Annotated in this window: 25 protein-coding genes; 4 read left to right on the top strand and 21 right to left on the bottom strand. The window is 35.8% G+C overall.

The window, feature by feature from the left end; all coding sequences use genetic code 11:
- Nucleotides 1-34: 34 nt before the first annotated feature.
- Together pepA and proC are read left to right on the top strand one after the other, a co-directional pair.
- Nucleotides 35-1,102, top strand: a complete 1,068-nt coding sequence (pepA, locus tag QOR44_RS01175; RefSeq protein WP_001281326.1) for a glutamyl aminopeptidase — start codon at nucleotides 35-37, stop codon at nucleotides 1,100-1,102.
- Between the two features lie 69 nt (nucleotides 1,103-1,171).
- Nucleotides 1,172-1,942, top strand: coding sequence for a pyrroline-5-carboxylate reductase (proC, locus tag QOR44_RS01170; RefSeq protein ID WP_001867096.1), 771 nt, complete (start codon nucleotides 1,172-1,174; stop codon nucleotides 1,940-1,942).
- 20 nt (nucleotides 1,943-1,962) lie between these two features.
- On the opposite strand, the gene QOR44_RS01165 is transcribed toward proC, so the two are convergent.
- From QOR44_RS01165 to pbp1b, 17 genes are all read right to left on the bottom strand, one after another.
- Nucleotides 1,963-2,628 carry a CPBP family intramembrane glutamic endopeptidase gene (locus tag QOR44_RS01165; protein WP_000008107.1) on the bottom strand — a complete coding sequence of 222 codons (666 nt, stop codon included), beginning with the start codon at nucleotides 2,626-2,628 and terminating at the stop codon, nucleotides 1,963-1,965.
- 68 nt (nucleotides 2,629-2,696) lie between these two features.
- Nucleotides 2,697-3,089, bottom strand: a complete 393-nt coding sequence (locus tag QOR44_RS01160; RefSeq protein WP_001265365.1) for a hypothetical protein — start codon at nucleotides 3,087-3,089, stop codon at nucleotides 2,697-2,699.
- A gap of 102 nt (nucleotides 3,090-3,191) precedes the next feature.
- Nucleotides 3,192-3,329: a hypothetical protein gene (locus QOR44_RS01155; protein WP_079263416.1), complete on the bottom strand. Its 138-nt coding sequence runs from the start codon at nucleotides 3,327-3,329 to the stop codon at nucleotides 3,192-3,194.
- A gap of 58 nt (nucleotides 3,330-3,387) precedes the next feature.
- On the bottom strand, nucleotides 3,388-3,594 hold the full coding sequence (locus tag QOR44_RS01150) for a helix-turn-helix transcriptional regulator (protein WP_000798241.1): 207 nt from the start codon (nucleotides 3,592-3,594) through the stop codon (nucleotides 3,388-3,390).
- 151 nt (nucleotides 3,595-3,745) lie between these two features.
- Nucleotides 3,746-4,939, bottom strand: coding sequence for an acetate kinase (locus QOR44_RS01145; protein WP_000047537.1), 1,194 nt, complete (start codon nucleotides 4,937-4,939; stop codon nucleotides 3,746-3,748).
- A 31-nt stretch (nucleotides 4,940-4,970) separates the two neighbouring features.
- Nucleotides 4,971-5,945 (bottom strand): class I SAM-dependent methyltransferase, encoded by a 975-nt coding sequence (locus tag QOR44_RS01140; RefSeq protein ID WP_001008568.1) that lies wholly within the window; start codon nucleotides 5,943-5,945, stop codon nucleotides 4,971-4,973.
- A 114-nt stretch (nucleotides 5,946-6,059) separates the two neighbouring features.
- A complete protein-coding gene (comGG, locus tag QOR44_RS01135) occupies nucleotides 6,060-6,431 on the bottom strand; it encodes a competence type IV pilus minor pilin ComGG (protein ID WP_000601103.1) in 372 nt (123 codons plus the stop codon).
- Nucleotides 6,409-6,870 carry a competence type IV pilus minor pilin ComGF gene (comGF, locus tag QOR44_RS01130; protein WP_001874060.1) on the bottom strand — a complete coding sequence of 154 codons (462 nt, stop codon included), beginning with the start codon at nucleotides 6,868-6,870 and terminating at the stop codon, nucleotides 6,409-6,411. Before comGF ends, comGG begins: the two co-directional genes overlap by 23 nt.
- A complete protein-coding gene (gene comGE, locus QOR44_RS01125; protein WP_283572658.1) occupies nucleotides 6,824-7,069 on the bottom strand; it encodes a competence type IV pilus minor pilin ComGE in 246 nt (81 codons plus the stop codon). Before comGE ends, comGF begins: the two co-directional genes overlap by 47 nt.
- A gap of 25 nt (nucleotides 7,070-7,094) precedes the next feature.
- Nucleotides 7,095-7,508 carry a competence type IV pilus minor pilin ComGD gene (gene comGD, locus QOR44_RS01120; RefSeq protein WP_017646959.1) on the bottom strand — a complete coding sequence of 138 codons (414 nt, stop codon included), beginning with the start codon at nucleotides 7,506-7,508 and terminating at the stop codon, nucleotides 7,095-7,097.
- The gene (comGC, locus tag QOR44_RS01115; RefSeq protein WP_000793380.1) at nucleotides 7,483-7,812 is read right to left on the bottom strand and encodes a competence type IV pilus major pilin ComGC; all 330 of its coding nucleotides are present in this window, start codon (nucleotides 7,810-7,812) and stop codon (nucleotides 7,483-7,485) included. Before comGC ends, comGD begins: the two co-directional genes overlap by 26 nt.
- The gene (gene comGB / locus QOR44_RS01110; protein ID WP_228322108.1) at nucleotides 7,809-8,852 is read right to left on the bottom strand and encodes a competence type IV pilus assembly protein ComGB; all 1,044 of its coding nucleotides are present in this window, start codon (nucleotides 8,850-8,852) and stop codon (nucleotides 7,809-7,811) included. The genes comGC and comGB overlap by 4 nt, the downstream gene beginning before the upstream one ends.
- Entirely contained in the window at nucleotides 8,746-9,717 is a 972-nt protein-coding gene (comGA, locus tag QOR44_RS01105) for a competence type IV pilus ATPase ComGA (RefSeq protein WP_283572657.1), read from the bottom strand. Before comGA ends, comGB begins: the two co-directional genes overlap by 107 nt.
- A gap of 171 nt (nucleotides 9,718-9,888) precedes the next feature.
- A complete protein-coding gene (locus tag QOR44_RS01100; RefSeq protein WP_000285373.1) occupies nucleotides 9,889-10,254 on the bottom strand; it encodes a DUF1033 family protein in 366 nt (121 codons plus the stop codon).
- Nucleotides 10,255-10,367: 113 nt separating this feature from the next.
- Complete coding sequence (gene rpoC, locus QOR44_RS01095; RefSeq protein ID WP_000228729.1) at nucleotides 10,368-14,018, bottom strand: DNA-directed RNA polymerase subunit beta'; 3,651 nt, start codon at nucleotides 14,016-14,018, stop codon at nucleotides 10,368-10,370.
- A gap of 116 nt (nucleotides 14,019-14,134) precedes the next feature.
- The gene (rpoB, locus tag QOR44_RS01090; protein ID WP_016502428.1) at nucleotides 14,135-17,710 is read right to left on the bottom strand and encodes a DNA-directed RNA polymerase subunit beta; all 3,576 of its coding nucleotides are present in this window, start codon (nucleotides 17,708-17,710) and stop codon (nucleotides 14,135-14,137) included.
- Between the two features lie 523 nt (nucleotides 17,711-18,233).
- Nucleotides 18,234-20,531 (bottom strand): penicillin-binding protein PBP1B, encoded by a 2,298-nt coding sequence (gene pbp1b / locus QOR44_RS01085; protein ID WP_000472390.1) that lies wholly within the window; start codon nucleotides 20,529-20,531, stop codon nucleotides 18,234-18,236.
- A 110-nt stretch (nucleotides 20,532-20,641) separates the two neighbouring features.
- On the opposite strand from pbp1b, the gene tyrS reads away from it, so the two are divergent.
- Nucleotides 20,642-21,901 carry a tyrosine--tRNA ligase gene (gene tyrS / locus QOR44_RS01080; RefSeq protein ID WP_001019849.1) on the top strand — a complete coding sequence of 420 codons (1,260 nt, stop codon included), beginning with the start codon at nucleotides 20,642-20,644 and terminating at the stop codon, nucleotides 21,899-21,901.
- A gap of 579 nt (nucleotides 21,902-22,480) precedes the next feature.
- Complete coding sequence (locus QOR44_RS01075; protein WP_000777422.1) at nucleotides 22,481-23,512, top strand: DNA/RNA non-specific endonuclease; 1,032 nt, start codon at nucleotides 22,481-22,483, stop codon at nucleotides 23,510-23,512.
- 210 nt (nucleotides 23,513-23,722) lie between these two features.
- Here the strand turns inward: QOR44_RS01075 and QOR44_RS01070 are convergent, their stop codons facing one another.
- The 4 genes from QOR44_RS01070 to ispE form a co-directional block, all read right to left on the bottom strand.
- Nucleotides 23,723-24,535 carry a metal ABC transporter permease gene (locus QOR44_RS01070; protein ID WP_000923269.1) on the bottom strand — a complete coding sequence of 271 codons (813 nt, stop codon included), beginning with the start codon at nucleotides 24,533-24,535 and terminating at the stop codon, nucleotides 23,723-23,725.
- Nucleotides 24,525-25,235 carry a metal ABC transporter ATP-binding protein gene (locus QOR44_RS01065; RefSeq protein ID WP_001269500.1) on the bottom strand — a complete coding sequence of 237 codons (711 nt, stop codon included), beginning with the start codon at nucleotides 25,233-25,235 and terminating at the stop codon, nucleotides 24,525-24,527. The genes QOR44_RS01070 and QOR44_RS01065 overlap by 11 nt, the downstream gene beginning before the upstream one ends.
- Nucleotides 25,236-25,237: 2 nt before the next feature.
- Nucleotides 25,238-25,681 carry a zinc-dependent MarR family transcriptional regulator gene (locus QOR44_RS01060; protein ID WP_000217076.1) on the bottom strand — a complete coding sequence of 148 codons (444 nt, stop codon included), beginning with the start codon at nucleotides 25,679-25,681 and terminating at the stop codon, nucleotides 25,238-25,240.
- 85 nt (nucleotides 25,682-25,766) lie between these two features.
- Nucleotides 25,767-26,618: a 4-(cytidine 5'-diphospho)-2-C-methyl-D-erythritol kinase gene (ispE, locus tag QOR44_RS01055; RefSeq protein ID WP_000688170.1), complete on the bottom strand. Its 852-nt coding sequence runs from the start codon at nucleotides 26,616-26,618 to the stop codon at nucleotides 25,767-25,769.
- Between the last annotated feature and the right edge of the window lie 97 nt (nucleotides 26,619-26,715).

Genomic DNA, 26,715 nt, shown 5'->3' with positions numbered 1-26,715 from the left:
GTGCTAAAATAGTATTTGTAGAATTGAGGTAATTATGTCAGATTTATTTAACAAAATTAAAACCGTAACTGAGCTTGATGGGATTGCTGGCTATGAACACAATATCCGCAACTTCCTTCGTCAAGAAATAACTCCTTTAGTTGATCAAGTTGAGACAGACGGACTTGGTGGAATTTTTGGAGTTAAAAATACTCATGAGACTAATGCTCCTAAAGTCATGGTTGCTGCCCATATGGATGAAGTCGGCTTTATGGTTAGTCATATTCAGCCAGATGGAACATTTCGTGTACTTGAGGTTGGAGGATGGAATCCCCTAGTAGTCAGCTCACAACGCTTTACCCTCTACACACGTTCTGGTGATGCTATTCCTGTTATATCAGGCTCAGTTCCTCCTCACTTTCTTCGTGGACAAAGCGGTGGAACGACATTACCCAAAATTAGTGACATTGTTTTTGATGGAGGATTCACAGATAAAAATGAAGCTAAAAGCTTTGGCATTGCTCCTGGCGATATCATTGTTCCTAAATCTGAAACCATTTTAACTGCAAATCAAAAACATATTATGTCAAAAGCTTGGGATAATCGCTATGGTGTGCTTATGGTGACCGAATTGCTAAAAAGCTTAAAAGATCAAAGCCTTAGCAACACACTTATTGCTGGGGCTAATGTTCAAGAAGAAGTCGGACTTCGTGGCGCACATGTTTCAACAACTAAATTCAACCCAGATATCTTCTTAGCTGTCGATTGTTCCCCAGCTGGAGATATTTATGGGGAACAAGGCAAAATAGGAGAGGGAACCTTAATCCGTTTTTATGATCCCGGACATATCATGCTTAAAGATATGAGAGATTTCTTGCTTACAACAGCTGAAGAAGCAGGTATAAAATACCAATATTATGCTGCAAAAGGTGGTACCGATGCTGGGGCTGCTCACCTAAAAAATAGTGGTATTCCTTCTACAACTATCGGTGTCTGTGCACGCTACATTCATTCTCATCAAACACTCTACGCTATGGATGATTTTCTGCAAGCACAAGCTTACCTTCAGGCCATCGTTAACAAATTAGACCGCTCGACGGTGGATATTATTAAAGGTTATTAAGATAGAAAGGATGGGAGTTTCATAAGGTAGACACATTTTAGTATCTCCTTTCATCCCCATATCAACATTATGAAAATTGGAATTATCGGCGTTGGAAAAATGGCCAGTGCAATTATTCAAGGCCTCAAACAAACCCAACATGACATTGTCATATCCGGATCTTGCTTAGAGCGTTCAAAAGAAATTGCAGAAAGACTTGATGTTACTTACGCCGAATCTCATCAGTCATTAATCAATCAAGCTGATATTATCATGTTAGGTATTAAACCTCAACTATTTGAAAAGGTTCTTCTTCCACTTGATATCACAAAACCAATCATCTCAATGGCAGCAGGAATCTCCTTAGCGCGTTTAAGCCAATTAACTCGTTCTGATTTACCATTGATTCGTATTATGCCAAATATTAACGCACAAATACTTCAAAGTTGCACAGCTATTTGTTACAACAATCATGTATCGGATGAGTTACGACAATTAACCAAAGAAATTACGGATAGTTTTGGAAGTAGCTTTGATATAGCAGAAACCAATTTTGATACCTTCACTGCTCTAGCAGGTTCTAGCCCTGCCTATATCTATCTATTTATAGAAGCCTTGGCTAAAGCAGGTGTAAAATATGGATTTCCAAAAGAACAAGCACTCTCTATTGTAGGACAGACTGTCTTAGCTTCTAGTCAAAACCTATTACAAGGACAAAATAGCACCTCTGACTTAATCGACAACATTTGTAGCCCAGGCGGAACTACTATTGCTGGCCTTTTAGACTTAGAAAAAAATGGTCTGACGCATAGTGTTATTTCTGCTATTGATGCTACTATTGAGAAAGCAAAAAAACTTTGAGCAAATTGCTCAAAGTTTTTTTAGTTATTCATCATTGTACTGATTAACACACTATAAGCAAGAGCATTGTTAATAAAATGAATCATTATACTATATTCTAAGTGCTCAGTTTTATAATAAACAAAAGATAAAATAGCACCCATCCCAGCATAAATAATAAAACTACCTATATCAGAAGGAGAATGAATAAGAGCAAAAGCTAAAGTACCGATGACAAAACCCCATTTTTGATGTTTCGCAAAAAGTTCTTTAGGGATAATATAGCGAAATATAATTTCTTCCATAATCGGGGCACCAATTATGGCAAAAATTAACATCAAAGCTAGTGGAAGTTGCTTTGTTAATTCCATAATTACTGTTTGATTTGCTGTATCTTTAACCCCTTGCATAGTCATAATGAGGTAACCAATAATTTGTGGAACCCTCAATGATAACCAACCTAATAAAATAGTAACTAATGCTTTCCTTGTCAATAATACTTTCCATCTGATTATTTGTTTAACCTTAGCATAATAAAGGAAAAGAGCAATAATAAGTAATTCTAAGCCAATTAACAATATACTAGTAAAAGGCGTTTGATAGTGATTCTTTAGGAGCCACACAGCCAATATAGGAACAAGTTGATTAATAACTAAAAATGCTATTAGCAAAGCTAAAATTTTGCCTTTTTTAATAATAAATGACACAAAAACCTCCAAAATAAATTATTAACTTTTTTCTATCATAACATATTTTCAAATCTTATAGACTTATCTCACAATAACTTCTGTAAAATAAAGTAAATTAATAAATAACCGTGTAAAACAAAAGAGAGTATCAATAGCAAGAACTTTGCATAGGAAAAAGTTATACCAAACCAGACATTAATCAGGCACAATACCACTAAAACAAGGACAGATAAAAGAAAAAGAAGTCGACAAGACATATTAGCAATAAATTGATTATGCTCATCAAAAACTTTGGTATAGTAATGTTGAAATCGCTTTTCACTAAATGTTATCACCAAAAAATAAAAACTTCCTGCAAATAAGGCAATACCTGAACCAAAGGAAAAACCTTTAGTAAAATTAGATTCAAAGGTATGTAGAAATGATGATACTATCATAATCAAACTACATACACTAAAAACAAAAGACAAAACTCTCATATATACTTTGTAATCCTTCGGAGATACTTTACTATTGGGTGACAATAATCCTTTTATTAACTAGAATACTACTTTCTAAAACTTCAATTTAATCATCAGCTATTATATCGTTTTCTTCAATGAAGCATAGCGATAAATAGCAAAAATAGACATCGCAATACTAATACTAATAGTAATGATAAAAACATATTGCTGGTAAACGTTTGGTGGACAAAAATCAATAGTCCACTTCCTTGACATATTACAGATTAACTTTTAACCTTTTGTCTTTTGTGGACTGTATTTTTCCATTAAAATCCTATCCTCCTTCACTTTCTGTATAAATAAAAACTTCCTCAATTTGTTTATCAAAATAACGCGCTATCTTAAATGCTAGCTCCAAAGATGCCGTGTATTTCTCTTTTTCTAGAGAAATAATAGTTTGCCTAGTAACTCCAAGTGCAACTGCAAGTTCTGCTTGACTTAATTTCCTAGATTTTCGTAACTTTTGTAGAGAATTTTTCATATCTTACACCTTTTTTGTATAGTTAACTTTACATTTATAGTGTAGTTAACTATACATTTTTTGTCAAGTACATTTTACATACCTGTTCAAAAAACAAAAAAGTTGATAGTTAAACTATCAACTTTTCTGGTCTTATCAATTTTTTGATAACTTATTTAGCTTTAAGGCGCTCAACGTCACGCGCAATCATTAATTCTTCATCAGTAGGAATAACTAAAACCTTCACTTTTGAATCTGGTTTTGTGATATCTCCAAAATAACCAAAAACATTTTTTTCTGGATCAAGTTCAATGCCAAACCATGATAATCCTGCGATAACATCTTGACGCATTAATGGCGCATTTTCTCCCATACCTGCAGTAAAAATAATAGCATCCGCGCCATTTAATACTGCCAAGTATTGTCCAATAAATTTCTTAATACGGTCAATAAAGACATTATAGGCTAACACTGCATTTGGATCTTTACTTTGAAGACCTGCTTCAATATCTCGCATATCACTTGAAGTGCCTGATACTCCAAGCAATCCTGATTGTTTGTTAAGCATATTAACAACAGCTGCTGCATCTTCCAATTCTGGATCATTAGCTACAAGATAAGGGATAATCGCAGGATCAATATCTCCTGAACGTGTTCCCATCATTGGTCCTGCAAGTGGTGTGAATCCCATTGATGTATCAATAGACTGTCCATGATAATTTGCTGTAATAGAAACACCATTACCCACATGTGCTGTGATTAATTTTAATTCTTCTAAAGGACGTCCTAATTGCTTAGCTGCTTCTTGGGCAACGTATTGGTGGCTTGTCCCGTGTGCACCGTATTTACGTACTTTATAATCAGTATAGTACTTTTGTGGGATTGGATATAAGTAGGTATGAGGTTGCATTGTTGTATGGAAGGCTGTATCAAATACACATACACTCGTGATATCTGGTAAGATTTCTCTAAACGCACGAATCCCTGCTGCAGCTGCTGGGTTGTGGAGTGGAGCTAAAGCTGATAATTCTTCAACCTGTTCTACAACTTTATCATCTACTAAAGCAGACTCTTTAAAATATTCACCACCAGCAACGACACGATGACCAACACCTGTAATTTCATTAAAGTTTTTGATAATACCATGTTTTGTTAGATCTTCTAAAAGAATTTTAACAGCTTGGGTATGATCTACGATATCTAAAATTTGTTCATCTTTTTTATCGTCAAATTTTACAGTCGAAATAGAATCTTTCAAACCAATACGTTCGATAATCCCTTTGGCAACTACTTTCTCCTCTGGCATTTCATATAATTGCCATTTCAAACTTGAACTTCCAGCATTAATTGCTATTGTTTTTGACATAATTTACCTCTCTAAAGCGTTTTCACAATCTCTATTCTATCATATTTTTTGAGTAATGACTATTTTCTCTTCTCCATTTTTGAAAATTTTCAATGAAGTTTGCCATATTCTCACGATTTTGCAAATCTGTCAGCGGATATACAAAGGTTTCTGGTTTTTGTTCTGCTTGCTTCTTGAGAACAAATATAGATTTCGCATTTTGACGACTTCCAAAAATAGTTTCTGGTAGAGTTAAAACGGCAATGACATCTGCATATCCTTTTAACCACTCCTTCAGCAAATCACTTTGTGGACTTGTTAAAAGGTTTTCGGGTGCTAAAAATATAGCGATTCCATCTTTTTTCAAATATTTAAGAGATTGCTCCATCAATAGATGGTGAGCATAGGTGTGCTCTTTAGAACTTGATACAGCATATCGTTTAGCAATATCATCATTAGGATAATAGCCAACTGGTAAATCACTAATGATTACATCGCTTTCTTTCAAAATTTGTGGTCTAACAGCATCCTCTTGGATAAATTGGACACTACAACCTATAATTTCAGCAATGCTTGCTGATAGATCAATCAAAAGATCATCAACTTCAATGCCCATATAATTTAACTCTTTCGAGCTGTTATTGAGGAGAGTCTGAGCTAAATTCCCAGTTCCACTTCCAATTTCCAAGACATCCACTGTCTCTTGACTCGTTAATTCTTCCAAAAGAAATAACAAGATAAAACCAATACTATCTGGCGTAAACTGATGATTAGCTTGTAATTGCTCTGTTTGCGCAGATTTGATAAAAATGAACTGGAAAGTGCGACGCCATTCTTCTTGACTTAAGTCAAGTTGACGTAATTTTTGGTTATTCACCACAACAATATCTAAATCACAACTTGAACCAAGGTAATAAGAGTTCTGTTCAATTAAGGCATCATAAATATGAGTTTTTAATTGATTCTCAATCGTTTGGATATTTTCTAAAATCAGCTCATAGGCTGTCTCAATTTTTTCAAAATTCATGATTTCCTCCAGAATTTATCATAACAAAAAAGACAGCATCTGAAAAGAGAAGCAAACAAAAATCCTGTTTTTAAGCAAAACCTTGTCTTACTAATATTTCATCACTGTATATTTTTAATGTTTATGGCTTGCTTTATTATCATTAGACTTGAGAGGTACTTGGAGAGTGTCTATTTTACGATAAAACTTATGGTTATAGTTTCCTCCCTTATCCAATGTAACCTTAACTTGTAAATAGTTCCCTTCTTGGAGGTATGAAGCATATCCTCCTGTAAAATAACATTTTCCTGATATGGAGTCACCTTCTATTGTTTTATAAGCTAACTGCGCTGTTAAATAAGCTTTACTTGCTTCAATTTGGCTATGATACTGTCTTTCTGTTGCCAATATTCTTGCTAGATAAAACTGTAAGACGAGTGTAAATACAGCAGCCAATACAATAGCTTGCAAAAGGATACCAGCTTTAAGTTTCTTCTTTAAAATCATAGTAAAATGTCCTTTTTAACCCGTCCTTAAAATAAAAAACAAGTTTTACCATACTTTTGGTTTGACTCATTTGACAATTGTCTAACCCATAAACCATTGGTTGATAACCTCGACCATCATAACCTGTCTTACGGAAATCATCTTTATTAGATTTGCCAAAGGTTACAATCTTATCTTGCTTACGTAAATAAAGTTTGTTCTGTCTTAAATATTCCAGATGAGCGCCTTCAAATTCTGCATTTAGTTGCTGAGTTAATAACACCCATTCAGACTGACTGGAAGAAGACATCACTACTATCTGTTGAGCCAACAATTTTGTCAGTCCTTGATAAACTAGTAAAGCTCCTGTAATTGTAACCAATGCTACCAAACATTCTAAAAGCGTAAATGCTTTAACCCTTAACTTTTGATACGTGCAAAATTTCCTTATTACCTTCAAAGAGCGCAATTTTATTTTTACTTTCTTCAATACGAATATTAACACCATTTGCTTCTAATATTTTTTGATCAGTTTGCATAGCCATTCTAGCTAATATCAATACTTCTTGCTCATGTTGCCTTCTTGCAATATGAGATTGTTGACGATTGATTTCACTTATTACTAAACTTGTAATAGTAACTAAAATAGCTAATCCCACTAGGCTTTCCAGTAAAATATAGGCTCTAATTTTCTTTCTTACGATAGTTACCACTTCCTATATATAATTGATACGTGACAGTTTTTCTATAACATTCAAATTGAATTTTTGCCAAGCTTGAATTCCCTCCATTAGCGTCAAATGCAAGTGTGTCACTTTTGACTACTTTTACAGTTTTAGGTAAATAAAGTCTCTCATAAGTATTTTCGAGATAATTATGAGAGATTGTAAGGGTTTGTTTCTTCTGACCAAATGCACTCAATTTCTGAGTATCTCTATAAAGATGTTCAAAGGATATGAAGAAAATTGTTTCTTCAACCTGCCTAAAAATATTATTAAATGATGTTGAAAATACTAACGTCATAAATGCCACTACTGATAATGCAATAAGGCTCTCCAAAACAGTAAATGCTTTAACTTGAAATTTTCTGAGAACCATTGGAACTGTCTTTATAATAATCTAAATAGGCTTTTTCTTGCTTTTCAGTAATATATCCTCCAGATTTTAGAGTGGATAAACTAGCTTTTCTACCTGTTTCTTGCAGTTCAAAAAGTTCGGCTTGACTTTCTACAACCTTGACAACAGCGGCATTTCCAGTTCTTGTGACACTTTCCTTTTGTTTTGATAAATTGGGTACAAACAATAACAACAAGACCGAAATAATGATCAAAACAACTAACATTTCTAAAAGTGTAAATGCTTTAACCTTCTTATCCTTACATTTTAACAATAAATTTTTCATGATAATATCTCCATATTTTGATACATTGGTAACAGCATTGCTGCATAAATCATAACAATGATAAGAGCTACAAAAATAAAAATAACGGGTTGGATTAACTGGGTCGCTCTAGCTAATTTTGTAAAAAAATCCTCCCACTTCTCATCAGCATATATATCTAACTCTGTTCCTAATTTCGCCTTAACTTGACCATATTCAATCATTAAACTAAGCTCAGTTAAGAAAAACGGATAGTCTAATACTTTTTGGTGAAATGCTTTACCTGATAGAAAACCTTCTTCCATGTCATACCCTATTTCCCTAAAAAGTTTGGATTTCTGATTTTGCATTACTTTAACAATTTGGTCCAATTCAACACCTTGACTTAATAAATTTCCCCACTCACGGGCATAGTAAGCAGTTAAATAAAGCTTAACATATGATCCAACTAAGGGAATTGTTGTTAAAAAACAAGCTACTTTAATGCGCGACAATCGCTTTTGAATAATATAAAATATTAAACTAAAAATAAGTACAACTGCTAAAAGTAATAAGAAAATATTCGGCACATTTGTAATCAGTCTAGTTGCAAAATTATTTTCTCCTAATTGGGGCATTAAATAATTCCTAAGGCCAATCATAATTAGCACCAGAAAAGACAATAATATCAATGGGTAAGCAGCTACTTCTATTACTTTTTTTCTAACTAACAAAAGATTAGCTAAATAAGACTCAATCTTTAGTAGGCTCCTTGAAATGTTACCATGCAAATCAGCTAATGCAACCTGTGTGATAACAGTGTCAGAAAAACCTAACTCTCCTAACATTTTTGATAAATCTTTTCCCTCTAATAATGCCTTATTCATCCTATCTGTATAACAATCAGACAATAACTTACTCCTCTTTAAGAAGGTGACCATATCAGTTAAAGAAAAACCACTAGCAAAAAGATTATTAAAAAGTTGGACTACTTTCCGTTGTTTCTTGAGGGATAATTTTTTCGACTTGTGCCTGTTTCTTACTGATATGTCCTTCTTCAGCCAAGATATCCACTTGTCTATTCCACTTGTCTGATGAGTGTTTTTTAAAGTTACCTGTCTCAAAGTCAATTAGGCTTCCTCCTCCAATTAAACGTTGATATGCTATTAATTTTAGACTATTTTCTAACTCTTGATAGTTAACCCCTAATTCTATAAGCCTATCATAGACTCCGGGAATACTTTTAGCATGAATAGTAGAAAAAACCATCACTCCCGTTAAACTTGCACGAATAACAGCACGAGCCGTCGCTTGATCTCTAATCTCTCCGATAATTAAAATATCTGGACGATGCCGTAAAGACAGTTTGATTAAAGCATCATAAGTCATTCCAATATCCTCATTCAATTGGAGTTGTAACATCTTGTCATTCTTGATTTCTACCGGATCTTCAATCGTGATAATTTGCTTATTTTTAAATACTTCTGAAGCGAATTGATACATGAGAGTTGTTTTACCACTCCCCACAGGGCCGGAAAAAAGATATAGCCCTCTTGTACCCAGTACTTCCTTCATTTGCTTTATATTATCAAACCAATATTTTAAGTCCTGATGACCTGAATACAAAATACGAATAACTAAAGATTCTTGACCACGATAATCTCCCACACTCGATAGTCGTAATGAAATCAGTCTTCCCTCTGACAGTTCATAGTCACAAGAACCTAATTGACTTCGTCTTTTTTCTCCAACGTTCATGCCTGCCACAAATTTAAAGTGACTAATAAGACTAGCCATCCTATTAAACTCAAAAACATCAATAAACCGCCTTTCATCATCAATACGCATATAGAGTTCATAACAATCACCTTTGGGAATGATATAAATATCTTGAGCATTTACTTCTACTGCCTGATGAATGACGTGCTTTGCTAATGATTGAACCATCCCGTACCTCCTTAACCATATATTCGAAAATAAAATAAAAAAATCTCACCAATTGGTGAGATTTTTTCAATGATTTCTTGGGGGGTAGTAACATAAATATTATGAAGCAGAGGCTGAACAAACCTATTATATCCCCATAAAAACTATCTAACTTTTTTAAACTACTTTTAATTACAAATTTAAAGAACATGCCGATGGCAACTCAGCTATCTTATTAAATACTTCAAATCGCTCAATAGATTCTTCCTTAGGAATTTCTTGCCATTCTTTCAATAACATTAAGGAATGATACTGTTGGAGGTACTCATCACATTCTTCACACCAACGTTTTTCTTTTATACTCCAAAACGTTGCCAACAAACTAGACTTACTTTGAAAATAAGGCCACTTTTCCTGTCCCCTATCCCACTCCTCTTGAAAATAGAGCAAAGCTTCTGATAAGGTATCATACTCAGCAATTTCAGTAATATCTTCTTCCCAACCTTCAATAAACCACCAAGGTTCCCAATCACCAAACATTTTTACAACTTGATACATAATACACTTCCTTTAGAGAGTATTATATAAAAAATAAGAATAAAATAAAAAATATCTGCTCATTCCAAATTCTTGTAAAAAAAGAACCTGAGTTAAACTCAAGTTCTTTTTGATTAATCTTCTGTTGTAGGTGTTGATACTTCCGTAACTTCTGCATCAACAGGAGTTCCTTCAATAATCTCAACTTCATTAACAGCAAGTGGTTCAATATTACGGTAACGAGCCATACCAGTACCCGCTGGAATGATTTTACCGATAATAACATTTTCTTTAAGACCAAGTAAGTGATCTTTCTTACCACGGATAGCAGCATCTGTAAGAACACGTGTTGTTTCTTGGAAGGATGCAGCTGATAAGAATGAATTAGTTTCAAGGGAAGCCTTAGTAATACCCATAAGGACAGGACGGCTTGTCGCAGGGATACCACCGGAAATAACAATATCTTTGTTAGCATCTGTAAAGTCTGAAATATCCATAAGTGTACCTGGAAGAAGATCTGTATCTCCTGGATCCATGACACGAACTTTACGGAGCATCTGACGAACCATTACCTCAACGTGTTTATCTCCGATTTCTACCCCTTGGCTACGGTAAACTTTTTGTACTTCAGCAAGTAGGTACGTTTCAACAGATAAAGTATCACGAACTTCAAGGAGACGTTTTGGTTGGATAGACCCTTCAGTTAAGGCCGCACCACGAGCTACTTCATCACCAACTTCAACTTTCATACGTGCTGTAAATGGAACAACGTATTCTCCCTCACCTGTCTGACCTTTAACGAATACTTTCTTAGTACGTGTTGAAGAGTCTTCTTCAATTGCAACGACTTCACCCTTAACTTCAGTAATGACTGCCTCACCTTTAGGGTTACGTGCTTCAAAGATTTCTTGGATACGTGGAAGACCTTGTGTAATATCAGTATTTGAAGCAACACCACCGGTATGGAAGGTACGCATTGTAAGCTGTGTCCCTGGTTCACCGATAGATTGAGCTGCAATAGTACCAACTGCTTCACCAACCTCAACAGCATCACCTGTTGCCAAGTTAATACCGTAACAGTGACGACAAACACCATGGCGAGTGTTACATGTAAATACTGATCGGATAGTTACTTCCTCAACGCCGGCTTTAACAACTTTAGCAGCCATATCTTCAGTAATTAAGGTATCCGCACCAACAAGAATTTCACCTGTCTCAGGATGTTTGATTGACTTCTTAGTATAACGTCCTATCAAACGCTCTTCAAGTGTCTCAGTAACCTCTTTACCATCTGTAATTGCTGTGATTGTCAAACCGCGGTCTGTTCCACAGTCATCTTCACGAATAATAACATCTTGGGCAACGTCAACCAAACGACGAGTAAGGTAACCTGAGTCGGCTGTCTTAAGGGCCGTATCAGTCATACCTTTACGCGCACCGTGAGTTGAGAAGAACATTTCCAAAACACTAAGACCTTCACGGAAGTTTGATAAGATTGGCAATTCCATGATACGTCCGTTAGGAGCAGCCATCAAACCACGCATACCGGCAAGTTGTGAGAAGTTTGAGATGTTACCACGAGCTCCTGAGTCCATCATCATAACGATAGGGTTCTTTGGATCTTGTGTCTCAATAAGACGTTTTTCAAGTGCTTCTTTAGCTTCACGCCATGTTGTTGTAACAGCAACATAACGATCTTCTTCAGTCATCAAACCTCGACGGAAAGCTTTATTGATATCTTCAACTCTGTGGTGAGCTGCATCAATAATCTCAGCTTTATTGTCAATAACTGGGATATCAGCAATACCCACAGTCAAACCAGCAAGTGTTGAATGATAATATCCAAGATCCTTCAAACGGTCAAGGAAAGCAGAAGTTTCTGTTGTACGGAAACGTTTAAAAGTTTCTGCGATAATATTACCAAGATTTTTCTTCTTAAAGGGAATATTAATCTCTAAATTATCAATAACTGCTTGAATATCCTGACCTGGCTCTAAGAAGTATTTATCTGGAGTTTTTTCTGTCAAGTTTGCATTATTAGGTTCAATTAAGTACGGTAAATCTTCAGGCATGATATCGTTGAAGAGAATCTTACCAACTGTTGTAACCATGATTTTATGTTTTTGCTCTTCTGTCCAAGGCTTATTCGGCATTGAATCAACAGCGATACCAACACGTGTATGTAAATGAACATAACCATTTTGATATGCCATAACTGCTTCGTCATGATCTTTGAAAATCATGCCTTCACCTTCACGACCAGCATCTTCCATAGTCAGGTAGTAATTTCCTAAAACCATGTCCTGAGATGGTGTTACGACTGGCTTACCATCTTTAGGGTTAAGGATGTGCTCTGCAGCAAGCATCAAAAGACGAGCTTCTGCTTGGGCTTCTTCAGACAATGGAACGTGGATGGCCATTTGGTCTCCATCAAAGTCAGCATTGTAGGCCTCACATACAAGTGGGTGAAGACGAAGCGCCTTACCATCAATAAGGACAGGTTCAAACGCTTGGATACCTAATCTGTGAAGAGTAGGTGCTCGGTTTAGAAGTACTGGGTGCTCTTTAATAACTTCTTCTAAGATGTCCCAAATTCGTTCGTCCCCACGTTCAACCATACGTTTAGCTGCTTTAACGTTCCCTGCGAGGTCACGAGCAACGATTTCACGCATTACAAAAGGTTTGAAGAGCTCAATAGCCATTTCACGTGGTACACCACATTGGTACATTTTAAGTGTTGGACCAACAGCAATAACGGAACGTCCAGAGAAGTCAACACGTTTACCAAGCAAGTTTTGGCGGAAACGACCTTGTTTACCTTTAAGCATATGGCTTAATGATTTCAAAGGACGACTACCTGGTCCGGTAATTGGACGACCACGACGACCATTGTCGATAAGCGCATCAACAGCTTCTTGTAACATACGTTTTTCATTTTGAACGATGATGCCAGGAGCATTTAATTCCAACAAACGTGCCAAACGGTTGTTACGGTTAATAACACGGCGGTAAAGGTCATTCAAGTCTGATGCCGCAAAACGACCACCATCTAATTGAACCATCGGACGAAGATCCGGTGGGATAACCGGTAAAATGTTAAGAACCATCCATTCTGGTTTATTTCCAGATTTTTTAAAGGCATCTAACACATCCAGACGACGAACTGCTTTCACACGTTTTTGACCTGTCGCTGATTTCAACTCCTCTTTAAGAACTGCGATTTCTGCATCTAAATCAACGCGTTTAAGAAGATCTTGAATGGCTTCAGCACCCATTTTAGCAACAAACGAACCGTAACCGTACTCTTGAAGTTTTTCACGGTATTCACGCTCAGTAAGGAGTGACTTCGGTTCTAATGGTGTGTCCATTGGATCGATAACAACATAAGCCGCAAAATAAATAACTTCTTCAAGGGCACGAGGACTCATATCCAACGTGAGTCCCATACGCGATGGGATACCTTTGAAATACCAGATATGAGATACTGGTGCTTTTAACTCGATATGTCCCATACGTTCGCGACGAACTTTTGCACGAGTTACTTCAACGCCACAACGGTCACAAATGATTCCTTTGTAACGAATACGTTTGTATTTTCCACACGCACATTCCCAATCTTTTGTTGGACCAAAAATAACTTCATCAAAAAGTCCTTCACGTTCTGGTTTCAATGTGCGGTAGTTGATTGTTTCAGGTTTTTTAACTTCACCATAAGACCATGAACGGACCTTACTTGGTGATGCTAATGTGATTTGCATACTTTTAAAACGATTTACGTCAACCACTAGTTTTACCTTTCTTCGATTTATCATCATACTAGCCCAGCTAGGATTTCAATAAATCCTAGGACTAGCATTGCATATCAATTCTATATTCGCTTCTAGTTATAAACTAGATAAATTTAATCTTCTTGAACGACTTCAGATACTTGTTCAGCTTGTTTTTCTTCAGCTTCTTGTTTCACACGCGCTTTTTCAAGGTCATCAACGTGCATCACATCATCATCTTCACCTTCATCAAGATCACGGAGTTCAACTTCGTTGTCATCTTCATCAAGGACACGCATATCAAGACCAAGTGATTGCAATTCTTTTACAAGAACACGGAATGATTCTGGAACACCTGGTTTTGGAATTGGCTTACCTTTTGTGATCGCTTCATAAGCTTTAAGACGTCCTGTAACATCATCAGATTTGTATGTTAAAATTTCTTGAAGAACATTTGAAGCTCCATAAGCTTCAAGCGCCCAAACCTCCATCTCACCAAAACGTTGTCCACCAAATTGAGCTTTACCTCCAAGTGGTTGTTGAGTAACAAGTGAGTATGGTCCTACTGAACGGGCATGAAGTTTATCATCAACCATGTGGTGAAGTTTGATCATGTACATGACACCAACTGACACACGGTTATCGAATGGTTCACCAGTACGACCATCATAAAGAACAGTCTTAGCATCTGAATCCATACCTGCTTCTTGAACAGTTTCCCAAAGGTCTTCTGAAGAAGCCCCATCAAAGACTGGCGTTGCAATATGAATACCTAAATTACGAGCAGCCATACCTAAATGAAGCTCCATAACTTGTCCGATATTCATACGTGATGGCACCCCAAGTGGGTTCAACATGATATCAACTGGCGTTCCATCTGGTAAATAAGGCATATCTTCAACAGGAACAATACGTGAGACGACACCTTTGTTTCCGTGACGACCGGCCATCTTATCACCGACTTTGATTTTACGTTTTTGAGCGATATAAACGCGGACAAGCATATTAACACCTGATTGCAATTCATCACCATTTGCACGAGTAAAGATTTTAACGTCACGAACTACTCCATCGCCACCGTGAGGTACACGTAGTGAAGTATCACGAACTTCACGTGATTTATCACCAAAAATGGCATGCAAGAGACGTTCTTCAGCAGATAAGTCCTTTTCACCCTTAGGCGTTACCTTACCAACAAGAATGTCACCTTCTTTTACCTCAGCACCAATGCGGATGATTCCCATTTCATCGAGATCACGTAGTGAATCTTCACCAACATTTGGAATTTCACGAGTAATTTCTTCAGGCCCAAGCTTTGTATCACGCGTTTCAGATTCGAATTCTTCCAAGTGAACAGATGTATAGACGTCTTCTTTCACAAGGCGCTCACTCATGATAACGGCATCCTCGAAGTTATAACCTTCCCAAGTCATATAAGCAACAACTGGGTTTTGTCCAAGAGCCATTTCACCATTTTCCATAGATGGTCCGTCGGCGATAAAATCACCTTTTTCAACGAGATCACCAACTTTAACTAAGGTACGTTGGTTATAAGCAGTACCTGAGTTTGAACGGCGGAATTTTTGAACATGATAAACATCAAGAGAACCATCTTCGCGACGCACTTCAACTTTTTCAGCATCTGAAAAAATAACACGACCGTCATGTTTAGCAATCACAGCTGCACCTGAATCGTGGGCTGCTTGATACTCCATACCAGTACCAACATATGGTGCTTTTGGATCAATCAATGGCACAGCCTGACGTTGCATGTTGGCACCCATCAAGGCACGGTTAGAGTCATCATTTTCCAAGAAAGGAATACATGCTGTTGCGACAGCAACTACTTGCTTAGGTGACACGTCAACAAAGTCAACAATGCTTGAAGGAAACTCTTGGTTATTACCTTGATGACGACCCATAACGATTTCTTCTGCAAATGTACCGTCTTCGTTAAGTTTAGAGTTGGCTTGTGCAACTGTAAATTCATCTTCTTCATCAGCAGTCAACCAAACAATTTCGTTCGTTACCGCACCAGTAGAACGATCTACTTTACGATATGGTGTTTGAATAAATCCATATTTATTGAGGTGTCCAAATGAAGATAAGTTATTAATCAAACCAATGTTTGGACCTTCAGGTGTTTCAATCGGACACATGCGCCCATAGTGGGTATAGTGCACATCACGAACTTCATATCCAGCACGGTCACGTGTCAAACCACCAGGTCCTAAGGCAGAGAGACGGCGTTTGTGCGACAATTCTGATAGAGGGTTGTGTTGGTCCATGAATTGTGACAGCTGTGATGAACCAAAGAATTCTTTAACAGCGGCAGTCACTGGACGAATGTTAATGATTTGTTGAGGTGTCAAGACTTCATTGTCTTGTACAGACATACGTTCGCGGACATTGCGTTCCATACGAGCAAGTCCAATACGGAATTGGTTCGCAAGCAATTCACCAACTGCACGAATACGACGGTTACCTAAATGGTCAATGTCATCTACCTTACCGAGACCCTCTGCAAGGTTTAAGAAGTATGACATCTCTGCTAAAATATCTGCAGGAGTTAAGGCACGAACTTTATCTTCAGGATTTGAGTTTCCAACAATAGTAACAACACGGTCTGGATCAGTTGGAGCAACAACTTTGAATTTTTGAAGAATAACTGGTTCAGTAACTACAGCATAATCATTTGGTGTGTAGACAAACTTGTTTAAGTCTCCATCGATATGCTCTGCAATTGAATCAATGACATCTCGTGTCATAACAGTGCCAGCTTCAACAAGAATCTCTCCTGTTTCACCATCAACTAAATTTTCAGCGATTGTTTGGTTCAATAGGCGTGTTTTAAGATTCAGTTTTTTATTAATCTTATAACGACCAACAGCCGCTAAGTCATAACGACGTGGATCAAAGAAACGTGCAACTAAAAGACTACGTGAGCTGTCTGCAGTTTTTGGTTCACCTGGACGAAGACGTTCATAGATTTCTTTAAGTGCTTCATCTGTACGAGAATCACTTGGATTTTTATGAATGTCTTTTTCAATAGTATTGCGAACAAGTTCACTGTCACCAAAGATGTCAACAATTTCATCGTCTCCAGAGAAACCAAGTGCACGGACTAGTGTTGTGAATGGAATTTTACGTGTGCGGTCGATACGTGTATAAGCAATATCTTTTGCGTCTGTCTCAAGTTCCAACCAAGCTCCACGGTTAGGGATAACAGTTGACCCATAACCAACTTTTCCATTTTTATCTACCTTATCATTAAAGTAAACACCAGGAGAACGGACTAATTGTGAAACAATGATACGTTCACCACCATTGATGATGAAAGTACCCATTTCAGTCATAATTGGAAAATCACCAAAGAAAACTTCTTGAGTTTTAATTTCACCAGTTTCTTTATTAACTAAACGGAAAGTAACAAAAATAGGTGCTGAGTAGCTAGCATCATGGATACGAGCTTCTTCCAAAGTATATTTAGGTTCTTTTAATTCATAACCAACAAATTCAAGATCCATAGTATCTGTAAAGTTTGAAATTGGAAGTACATCCTCAAATACTTCTTTCAAGCCAGCATCAAGAAAATCTTGGAATGAATCAGTTTGAATTTCAATTAAGTTTGGTAAATCAAGAACTTCCTTAATTCTTGAAAAGCTACGACGTGTACGGTGTTTTCCGTACTGAACTTCATGTCCTGCCAAGTTTTTAGCTCCTTTTTAAAGATAGAGTGACTAAGTTTTTATCTCATAAAACTTAGTGAGTTTATTTCATTTGCTCGCCTAACAAGAACAAGCTTATAGATGTCGTTTGCGGTAATTTTCAGAAAGTTTAAATATGTATTACAACAACCTTTTTTCTTAAAATTAAGCACAAAAAGAGCAGCTAAATCTCACTTTATCAAGTTGATTTAACTGCTGTATATCTAGGTCGGACAATATTTCAACCTAGACAGACGACAAATAGTTACATATATTATAACTTATTTTCACCAATAAATCAAGTTTTATTCTCTTGACTTCAAGGAAGCTTCTAGAATTTCAATTTGTTCATCAACACCCTTGAGTTTTAGCATAACACGATGATTTTTAAACATAGCATACTGGTGTTTTTCTAATTCTTTGAAAGAAGACTATACAAGAATTAAATCATATTATCTTGGAAAAAATAAAAGGAGAACAGATCACTCTATTCTCCTCAAATAAAACTATCAGTATCGTAAACCTGTTATCGTTTTCCACCCAAAGTAGACCAAGCTTTTTGATAATCACTATCAGTTCCCCCAATAGCAAAACGATAGGTCATCGTTCCAGGTCCATTTTTTGCCCAATAACTTGTTGTGCTTTCACCTCCAACAGTGATTCGACGACCGTTTACTGTTACTACACCTGGCTGTAAGCCTGTAGACTTAAGAACTTTAGCTTTTATAACGCTATCATCAAGTCTAAACCTTTCTGACTTACCAAAAGTATTGCCATCTGCATTATTAATAGCATTAACCAAGTGAGCCATATAATTAGCATTATTATTGTAACCTGTCAATTTCGCTAAAGAGGCATTATTATCATGTCCTGCCCATCCACCTAAAGTCACTTTAGGTGTAGAAAGCATCAACCAAACGTCAGAAGTTGAGTTAGTAGTACCCGTTTTTCCAATCCAATCTACCCCAGCTAAACCACTATTTAAACCTTGTAAGCGATTTTTAAAGGTTGTAGTCTTTCCGGAGTTAATTGGTCCATGTAATAGCTGCTGTAAGATAGTAGCTGTTGCTTTCGAAAAGACACGGACAGGTTTACTCTCGTGATTATAAATCACTTTCCCATTACTATCCTCTATACTTTCTATCATATACTGCTTATGATAAACACCACCATTTGCAATCATTTGATAAAGGTTTGTTTGCTGAGCAACTGACGTATCAATACCACCACCAAGTGGTAAACTTTCTATACCAAAGTTTTCAATTGGATAGTCTAATTTCTCCATATAGTTTTTTACATCAACGCCTCGATCTCGTAGCATCTTGTAAGTCCAGAAAGCTGGAATGTTCCAAGAAATGTCCAATGACTCTTGAAGGTTAACCATAGCAGTACCTTCTTCATCCGCATGCATAATCTTTTCGCCACTTGAATATGTCGTTGGATAATTTGAAAGAACACTACCACTGCCTAACATCCCTTGATCAATAGCAATTCCGTAAGGTAATATCGGTTTAATACTTGACCCTGGAGAGCGTGCCGTATCAAAAGCATGGTTATTTTGATTCTCACTATAGTTACGACCACCAATAAATCCTATAATAGCACCACTAGAATTGTCCGTTAGTACATTTCCCATTTGAACCTTGCCAGTACCATCATCTAACAACCCTCCGTATTGAGCTGCAGCATCCTGCATGGCTTGATAAACAGATTTATTGATAGTAGTTTTAATAGTATACCCTCCCTGTTGAATCTCTTCAATAGCGCGGTGTCTGTACGTCGCTCTAGTCTCGTCATTTTTTAAATCATGCTCTGAAACATTATCCTTTTTAATGAGGTAATTGTACATCACTTTTTGAGCTTCAGATAATGCCGAGTAGTAGAGATAATCATGATGATTTGTTGTCGCCACTGCAGGTTTGATAAAATCTTTTTTGATGTCATAATCTTTGTAGGATTTGTACTCATCTTTGGTTAAAGCTCTCGTTCTATACATATTGTATAACACATTTTTTTGGCGCTTTATACCAAAACTAAGATCTTTATCTGATTTCAACTGGGCATCTGCAGTATAAGGAGAATATACAATAGGGCTTTGCGGTAAACCTGCAAGGAAAGCTGCCTGAGGAATTGTTAAATCTTTTGCGGAAACTCCAAAAATCCCTTGTGCTGCTTCTTCAATACCTGCAATATTCTGTCCTTTGTTATTGCGACCAAACGGTGATACATTTAAATAATCTGATAAAATCGAATCCTTATCCATGTAACGCTCTAATGCTAGAGCATAGATAATTTCTTTTGATTTGCGTTTAAATGACGGATCATCTCCCAAAATTTGCTGCTTTAATAATTGTTGTGTCAGCGTTGAACCACCGCTACTCTCTCCAAACCCCAGAACAGATCCTGCTGCAGCACGTAGTACGGCTTTAGGAACTACACCTTTATGGTCATTGAAATTTTCGTCCTCTGTTGCAATGATAGCCTTTTTAATATTATCAGATATAGCATCCTTTGCCACTGGTGTACGTTGTAAATCAGTGTCAATCTCTGAAATTTGTGATTTATCAGAATAAGTTAACCTAGACACCCTAGTAAGTGTATTAACTTGTGTCACTAAACTATTTTTACTTGGTACTTTAACAGAGTCAACTTGACTAGCAAGATACCCTACTGCAAGTCCTACTCCGAGCATAACAAATAGTAAAATAATAACATAGATGAAATCTGATAAAAGCTTTACAATTCTTAAAAAAATAGAACCAAATTCAAGTGGTGTGTAATCACCTAATTTAGAACTATTCAACTTCTTATTACCTTTAAACATGAATAATACCTCATCCTACATTATATCAGATTTAATATAACTTGCATATCCTAAAGAGTTTTGATATAGTTGACATTGATACACAACAAGTTAATAATTAGGAGAAAAAGATGAATATTTTTGATGAACTCAAAGAACGTGGACTCGTTTTTCAGACAACTGACGAAGATGCTTTACGCAAAGCTCTTGAAGAAGGTTCTGTCTCTTACTATACTGGCTACGATCCTACGGCTGATAGCCTTCATCTTGGACATTTAGTTGCTATTTTAACCTCTCGTCGCTTACAACTTGCTGGTCACAAGCCTTATGCACTTGTGGGAGGCGCAACTGGACTTATTGGGGATCCTTCATTTAAAGATGTTGAGCGCAGTTTACAAACAAAGGAAACTGTAGTTAGTTGGGGTAATAAAATCCGCGGTCAATTATCTAATTTTCTAGAGTTTGAAACAGGTGATAACAAAGCTGTATTGGTAAATAATTATGATTGGTTCAGCAATATTAGTTTCATTGATTTCTTACGAGATGTTGGTAAATATTTTACTGTCAATTATATGATGAGTAAAGAATCTGTTAAAAAACGTATCGAAACAGGGATTTCCTATACTGAATTTGCTTATCAAATTATGCAAGGATATGACTTTTACGAATTAAATAAGAACTATAATGTCACTTTGCAAATTGGTGGTTCTGATCAATGGGGCAACATGACTGCTGGAACCGAACTTATTAGACGAAAATCAAATGGTGTATCTCATGTTATGACTGTTCCATTGATAACAGATTCTACAGGAAAAAAATTCGGAAAATCTGAAGGAAATGCTGTTTGGCTTGATGCTGACAAGACCTCTCCTTATGAAATGTACCAATTTTGGCTCAATGTTATGGATGCTGATGCCGTTCGCTTCCTTAAGATTTTTACATTCCTAAGCCTTAAAGAAATAGAAGATATACGTATTCAATTCGAGGAAGCACCTCACCAACGCTTAGCACAAAAAACACTAGCACGTGAAGTTGTAACTCTTGTTCATGGTGAAAAAGCTTATAAAGAGGCCGTTAATATCACGGAACAGCTATTTGCTGGCAATATAAAAGGATTGTCTGTTAAAGAGCTCAAACAAGGTTTACGTGGAGTACCAAATTATCACGTTCAGACGGAAGATAACCTCAATATCATAGACCTTCTAGTCACTTCAGGAGTTGTCAATTCTAAACGTCAAGCTCGAGAAGATGTCTCCAATGGAGCTATTTATATTAATGGAGATCGTATTCAAGATTTAGAATATACTATCTCAGAAAATGATAAGCTTGAAAATGAAATTACAGTCATTCGTCGTGGAAAGAAAAAATACTTTGTATTAAACTTTAAATAGACTTGAAGTGTAATCGATACTCTGACAATAATATTTCAAGACAATAAAAAGTGTAGTCAATTGACTACACTTTTTATTAATGAACAACATTCCTAAAGATACAACTTTTAAATTATAGTTATTATATATGACTACCTTATTTTTATTAAGAAATAACACCAAACAAACAGATTAGAATTTCTACCATAGAGTAAATAGTTATCGAAAAAATATACATATCTAATACCCACAATTTTTTCATAAAAACAACAAATATCGTCTGTCTAACCCCAACGAATTTATTCTAACCTTTACATGTTATAAATCAAGAAAATATGATTAGAATACCTTAACTTTGTAATCAAAATCAGCTAAAGAAATAATCCATTAAAAAATCTAATAAAATAACAAATTATATAAAAATTATTATGTAATAACAGTATATCTATAACATTTAACTTTAATAACTATCTAGTTAAATAACATAATATCCAAAAAAACATTAACTAGTTATGTTTTTTTATTACTTTTTCCCAATAAAATGATAAAATTATACTTGTGAAAGGCCTTCACAAATATCATTTAGAAGGGTTTAGGTTTATGAAATTATCTAAACAATTATACAAATCACTCCCACTATTAACTGTCGTGCTATGCGTTGGGGCATTACAACAGAATGTTGAAGCTAAGGCTAAACATTATAAGACGACATCCCATATTGAGACACAGTATGTAAGTACTTCTTCAACAAAAATCTTACCGTTTACTCATAATAAACAAATCAAGGTAGGTCCATTAGATAACTTAGGAAGAGCAACATATTCTCACATACAATTGAGGGATGCAGATGAGCCTAAGATAAAAAGAGAAAGACTGACGTATAATCCAACCGGTTGGCACAACTACAAATTTACTACTGAAAAGGGTAAAACAACTTGGCTTATGGACCGAGGTCACCTCGTTGGTTATCAATTTTCAGGAATGAACAATGTTCCTGAGAACCTAGTTACTATGACCAAATATCTAAATACAGGATTTAGCGAAAATAATCCTGATGGTATGTTATACTACGAAAATAGATTAGATAGTTGGTTGGCAAATCATAAAAATTTCTGGCTTGATTACAAAGTGACTCCAATATACGAAGGAAATAATTTAGTACCTAGCCGAGTTGAACTTCAGTATGTTGGAATTGATAAACAAGGAAAACTTCTAGAAATCAAATTAGGCGGCGGCAAAGAACAGACTGATGAATACGGCGTCACAACTGTTACATTAGAAAATACGTCTCCACTCGCAAAAATTGATTACAAAACTGGTATGCTAATCAAAGAAGATGGGAAACAGGCAGAAGAAGGTGAAGATTCAAATAGCGATGCTGATGAAAACGAAGCAGCTATTGAAGGTGCATCTGATATAGAAGAAAATAATAACACTAATACTTCTGAATCAGATACAAATAATGTAGCTCCCAAAAATAGAATCGTCTACGTTGCAAATAAGGGTCGTTCAAATACTTATTGGTATAGTTTAGAAAACATAAAAAATGCAAATACCGCTAATATCGTTCAAATGACTGAACAAGAAGCGTTAAATCAACACAAACATCACAGCACTACTGAAGCACAATAATTATAATTTACTGCCGGCAAAATTGCCGGTAGTATTTTTTATCCTAAAACGCAAAAATAGATTCACATTGCCCCTTCTATCAACTTAAGCCAGAAAACTTAGTAGATACCTCATCGAGATAATTTCTCAACTGATCCCTCATAAAATATATTCGAAAAAAACAGGGAGATAAATAAAAAATCTATCCTAGAATAAGATAGATTTTTTTATTTAACGTTTGCGAAGCAAGGCTACTAAGCTAACTAATAGGAAAATGCCAATAAAAATCATCGTTATTGTTGCACTAGCAGGTGTCTCCCAATAATAAGAAAGAAAAATACCAGCTACCATTCCCACAAATCCAATTAACATCCCCAGAAAAATAACAGTTTTAAAATTTCGACCTAACCGCATAGCAATACTAGCTGGTAAAACCATAATAGTTGATACCAATAGAGCACCTGCGGCAGGAATTGTTAACGCAATAGCAATACCTGTAACAACATTGAACAAAATAGACATTGTACGCACAGGCAATCCATCTACAAAAGCTGTATCCTCATCAAACGTTAATATATACATTGGTCTAATAAATAGGATGGTTAAAATAAAAGTGATTAATGCAATAACAAACAAAGCAATCACTTGTTCCTTCCCAATAGTAATAATAGAACCAAATAAATACTGTTCAAGACTGACATTACCAACATTATGAGCTTTACTCATAACGATTAAAGATATAGCCAACCCCATCGACATCAGGATAGCAGTTGATATTTCCATATAATGTTTGTATACAGTACGCAAATACTCTAATACAACTGCCGCCAAAGTAACAACGAAAATAGTTGACCATGTAGGCGAGATACCTAAAACAACGCCTAATGCAACACCGGCTAAGGAAACGTGGCTCAAAGTATCACTCATCAAACTCTGACGACGTAAAATTAGGAAGATGCCTAAAATTGGAGCAAAAATACTAATAGCCACAACTGCTAAGAGCGCTCGTTGCATAAAATCATAGGAAAGCATATCAAGTAGCATCTGATTCAGCCTCCATTTCGTTTGTATGGACATTGAAACAACGCCATGGTAAAGATTGGTTCCTAACAAGATGAATATTTCGGTCAGCATACCCCTTTACTTCATCAGGATCGTGAGTAATCATCAAAACAGACTTACCATGCTTATGAGCATTATGATGCATTAACTCATAAAATTTCTCAGTAGTCCCTGCGTCCATACCAGTTGTTGGCTCATCCAATACAAAAATATCTGGATCAGAAGCAAACATCCTAGCAATGACAGCTCTCTGCTTTTGACCGCCAGATAAACTTCCTATCTTTTTATGGCGATTATCCCACATACCAACAGCTTCTAAACTAACCCTAATATGTTCTTCATCATGTTTAGTCAGTCTTCTAAACCAACCATTTCTAGGGTATCGTCCAGATTTCACAAATTCATAAACTGACGATGGAAAGCCAGCGTTAAAACTTGCAATCTGTTGAGGTAAATAGGCAATACGTAATTTTTTACCTTCTTTGTTTTCTTTAGAGATATTAACTGTACCCACTTTGGGCGTTAAAATACCTAAAGTAGCCTTTATTAAAGTTGATTTAGCAGCCCCATTTTCACCTGTTAAGGTAACAAACTCCCCGCTGTCTAAATGGTAATTAACCCCTTCCAGCACAGGATCGCTATCATACTGAAAAGTAAGACCACTAACTGTAATATATCGCATGATTACCCTTCTAATTCTCTAGAGAAAAGATCAAGAAAACGTTCTAAAACGACCTTTTCGTCCTTTGAAAAATGATTTACTAATCTTCCGTAAACCCCTAACGTATTGTCATGATGATGTGTGTGTTCATCTGCGATGGGTTTAGCAAGTTCAGATAACTCAAAATAAGTAATACGAGCATCCTTAGAATCTTTATTCGCTTTCAACATATCCTGAGAAATTAAACTTTTTACTGCTTTAGTTACAGCTGCCTGACTAATATTTAACTTCTTTGCTAAATCAGAATTTGTCAACTGCTCTTGTGATAAAAGCATCAGAATGTGTTCTTGCGTATTAGTCAATTTAACATCACTTTGACAAGTACCAAACAATAATTCATGTTGATTTTCTGCTTTAAGCAAGATTTGACTCACTAAATGGTCTAATTTTTGTTCTAAAACTGTCATATATACCTCTTTTTTGTTAACCAGTAAATTATATCACGAAGATATAGAAGAATCAATCATAGATAGGTGAAGAAGATAAAACCTTTTATCTCAACAACCTAACTTTATAAACTTCTTTGCAAAAACCTTTCATACTATTAAAAACACGATCAGCTTTTTTCTCTGTAGAACACATTGAAAAAACAGTTGGTCCACTTCCTGTCATTAATGCAACATCGGCTCCAGAATTTAACATACGTTCTTTTATTGTACTTATAACTGGATTTTTAGTAATTGTAATATCCTCGAGTGAATTTCCCATAGATTTGACCATTAACTGATAATCTGATGACAAAATAGCAGACTTTAATAAATCAATATCAACTCTGCTTATAGACTTACAATCAATATCTCTAAAAATAGATTTAGTTGAAATACCAAAATCCGGCTTAACCAGAACTATCCAACATGGTCTCAATGTCGGTAAGGGTTTAACAATTTCACCTTTACCTAATACTAACGAACATCCCCCACCAAGACAATAAGGAACATCACTACCAATTTTAAAACCAATAGCAACCATTTCGTCATAGTCCATTTGAAGATTCCATAATTGATTAAGAGCTCTTATTGTAGCAGCAGCATCAGTAGAACCACCCCCCAGTCCTGCACAGACAGGAATGGATTTTTCTAATCTAATATGAACACCTTTATTAATACCATATTGATTTTTGATTATATCTGCAGCTTTAAACACATCATTATCATTATTTAAAGGCATTTTGCTACTATCAGAATCGATAACAATACAATCTTCCTTTAGCTCAGAAATGGTAACGTAGTCATTAAGATCAATACTAACCATAATCATAGCTAATTCATGATAACCATCGTCACATCGTCCTTTAATATCTAATCCTAAATTAAGTTTGGCAGGAGCTTTCTCAAAAATTTTCATAAAACCTCCCTAATAAAATATAGAATATCCATATTATAACATAACAAATGATAAATTCGGACAATTAAGATGCTAACCGATTTTAAGGAATAATAAT

Source organism: Streptococcus agalactiae, from assembly GCF_949788565.1.
Lineage (GTDB): Bacteria > Bacillota > Bacilli > Lactobacillales > Streptococcaceae > Streptococcus > Streptococcus agalactiae.
The sequence above is the reverse complement of the archived record's forward strand: the minus strand, read 5'-3'. Positions and strand labels throughout refer to the sequence as shown.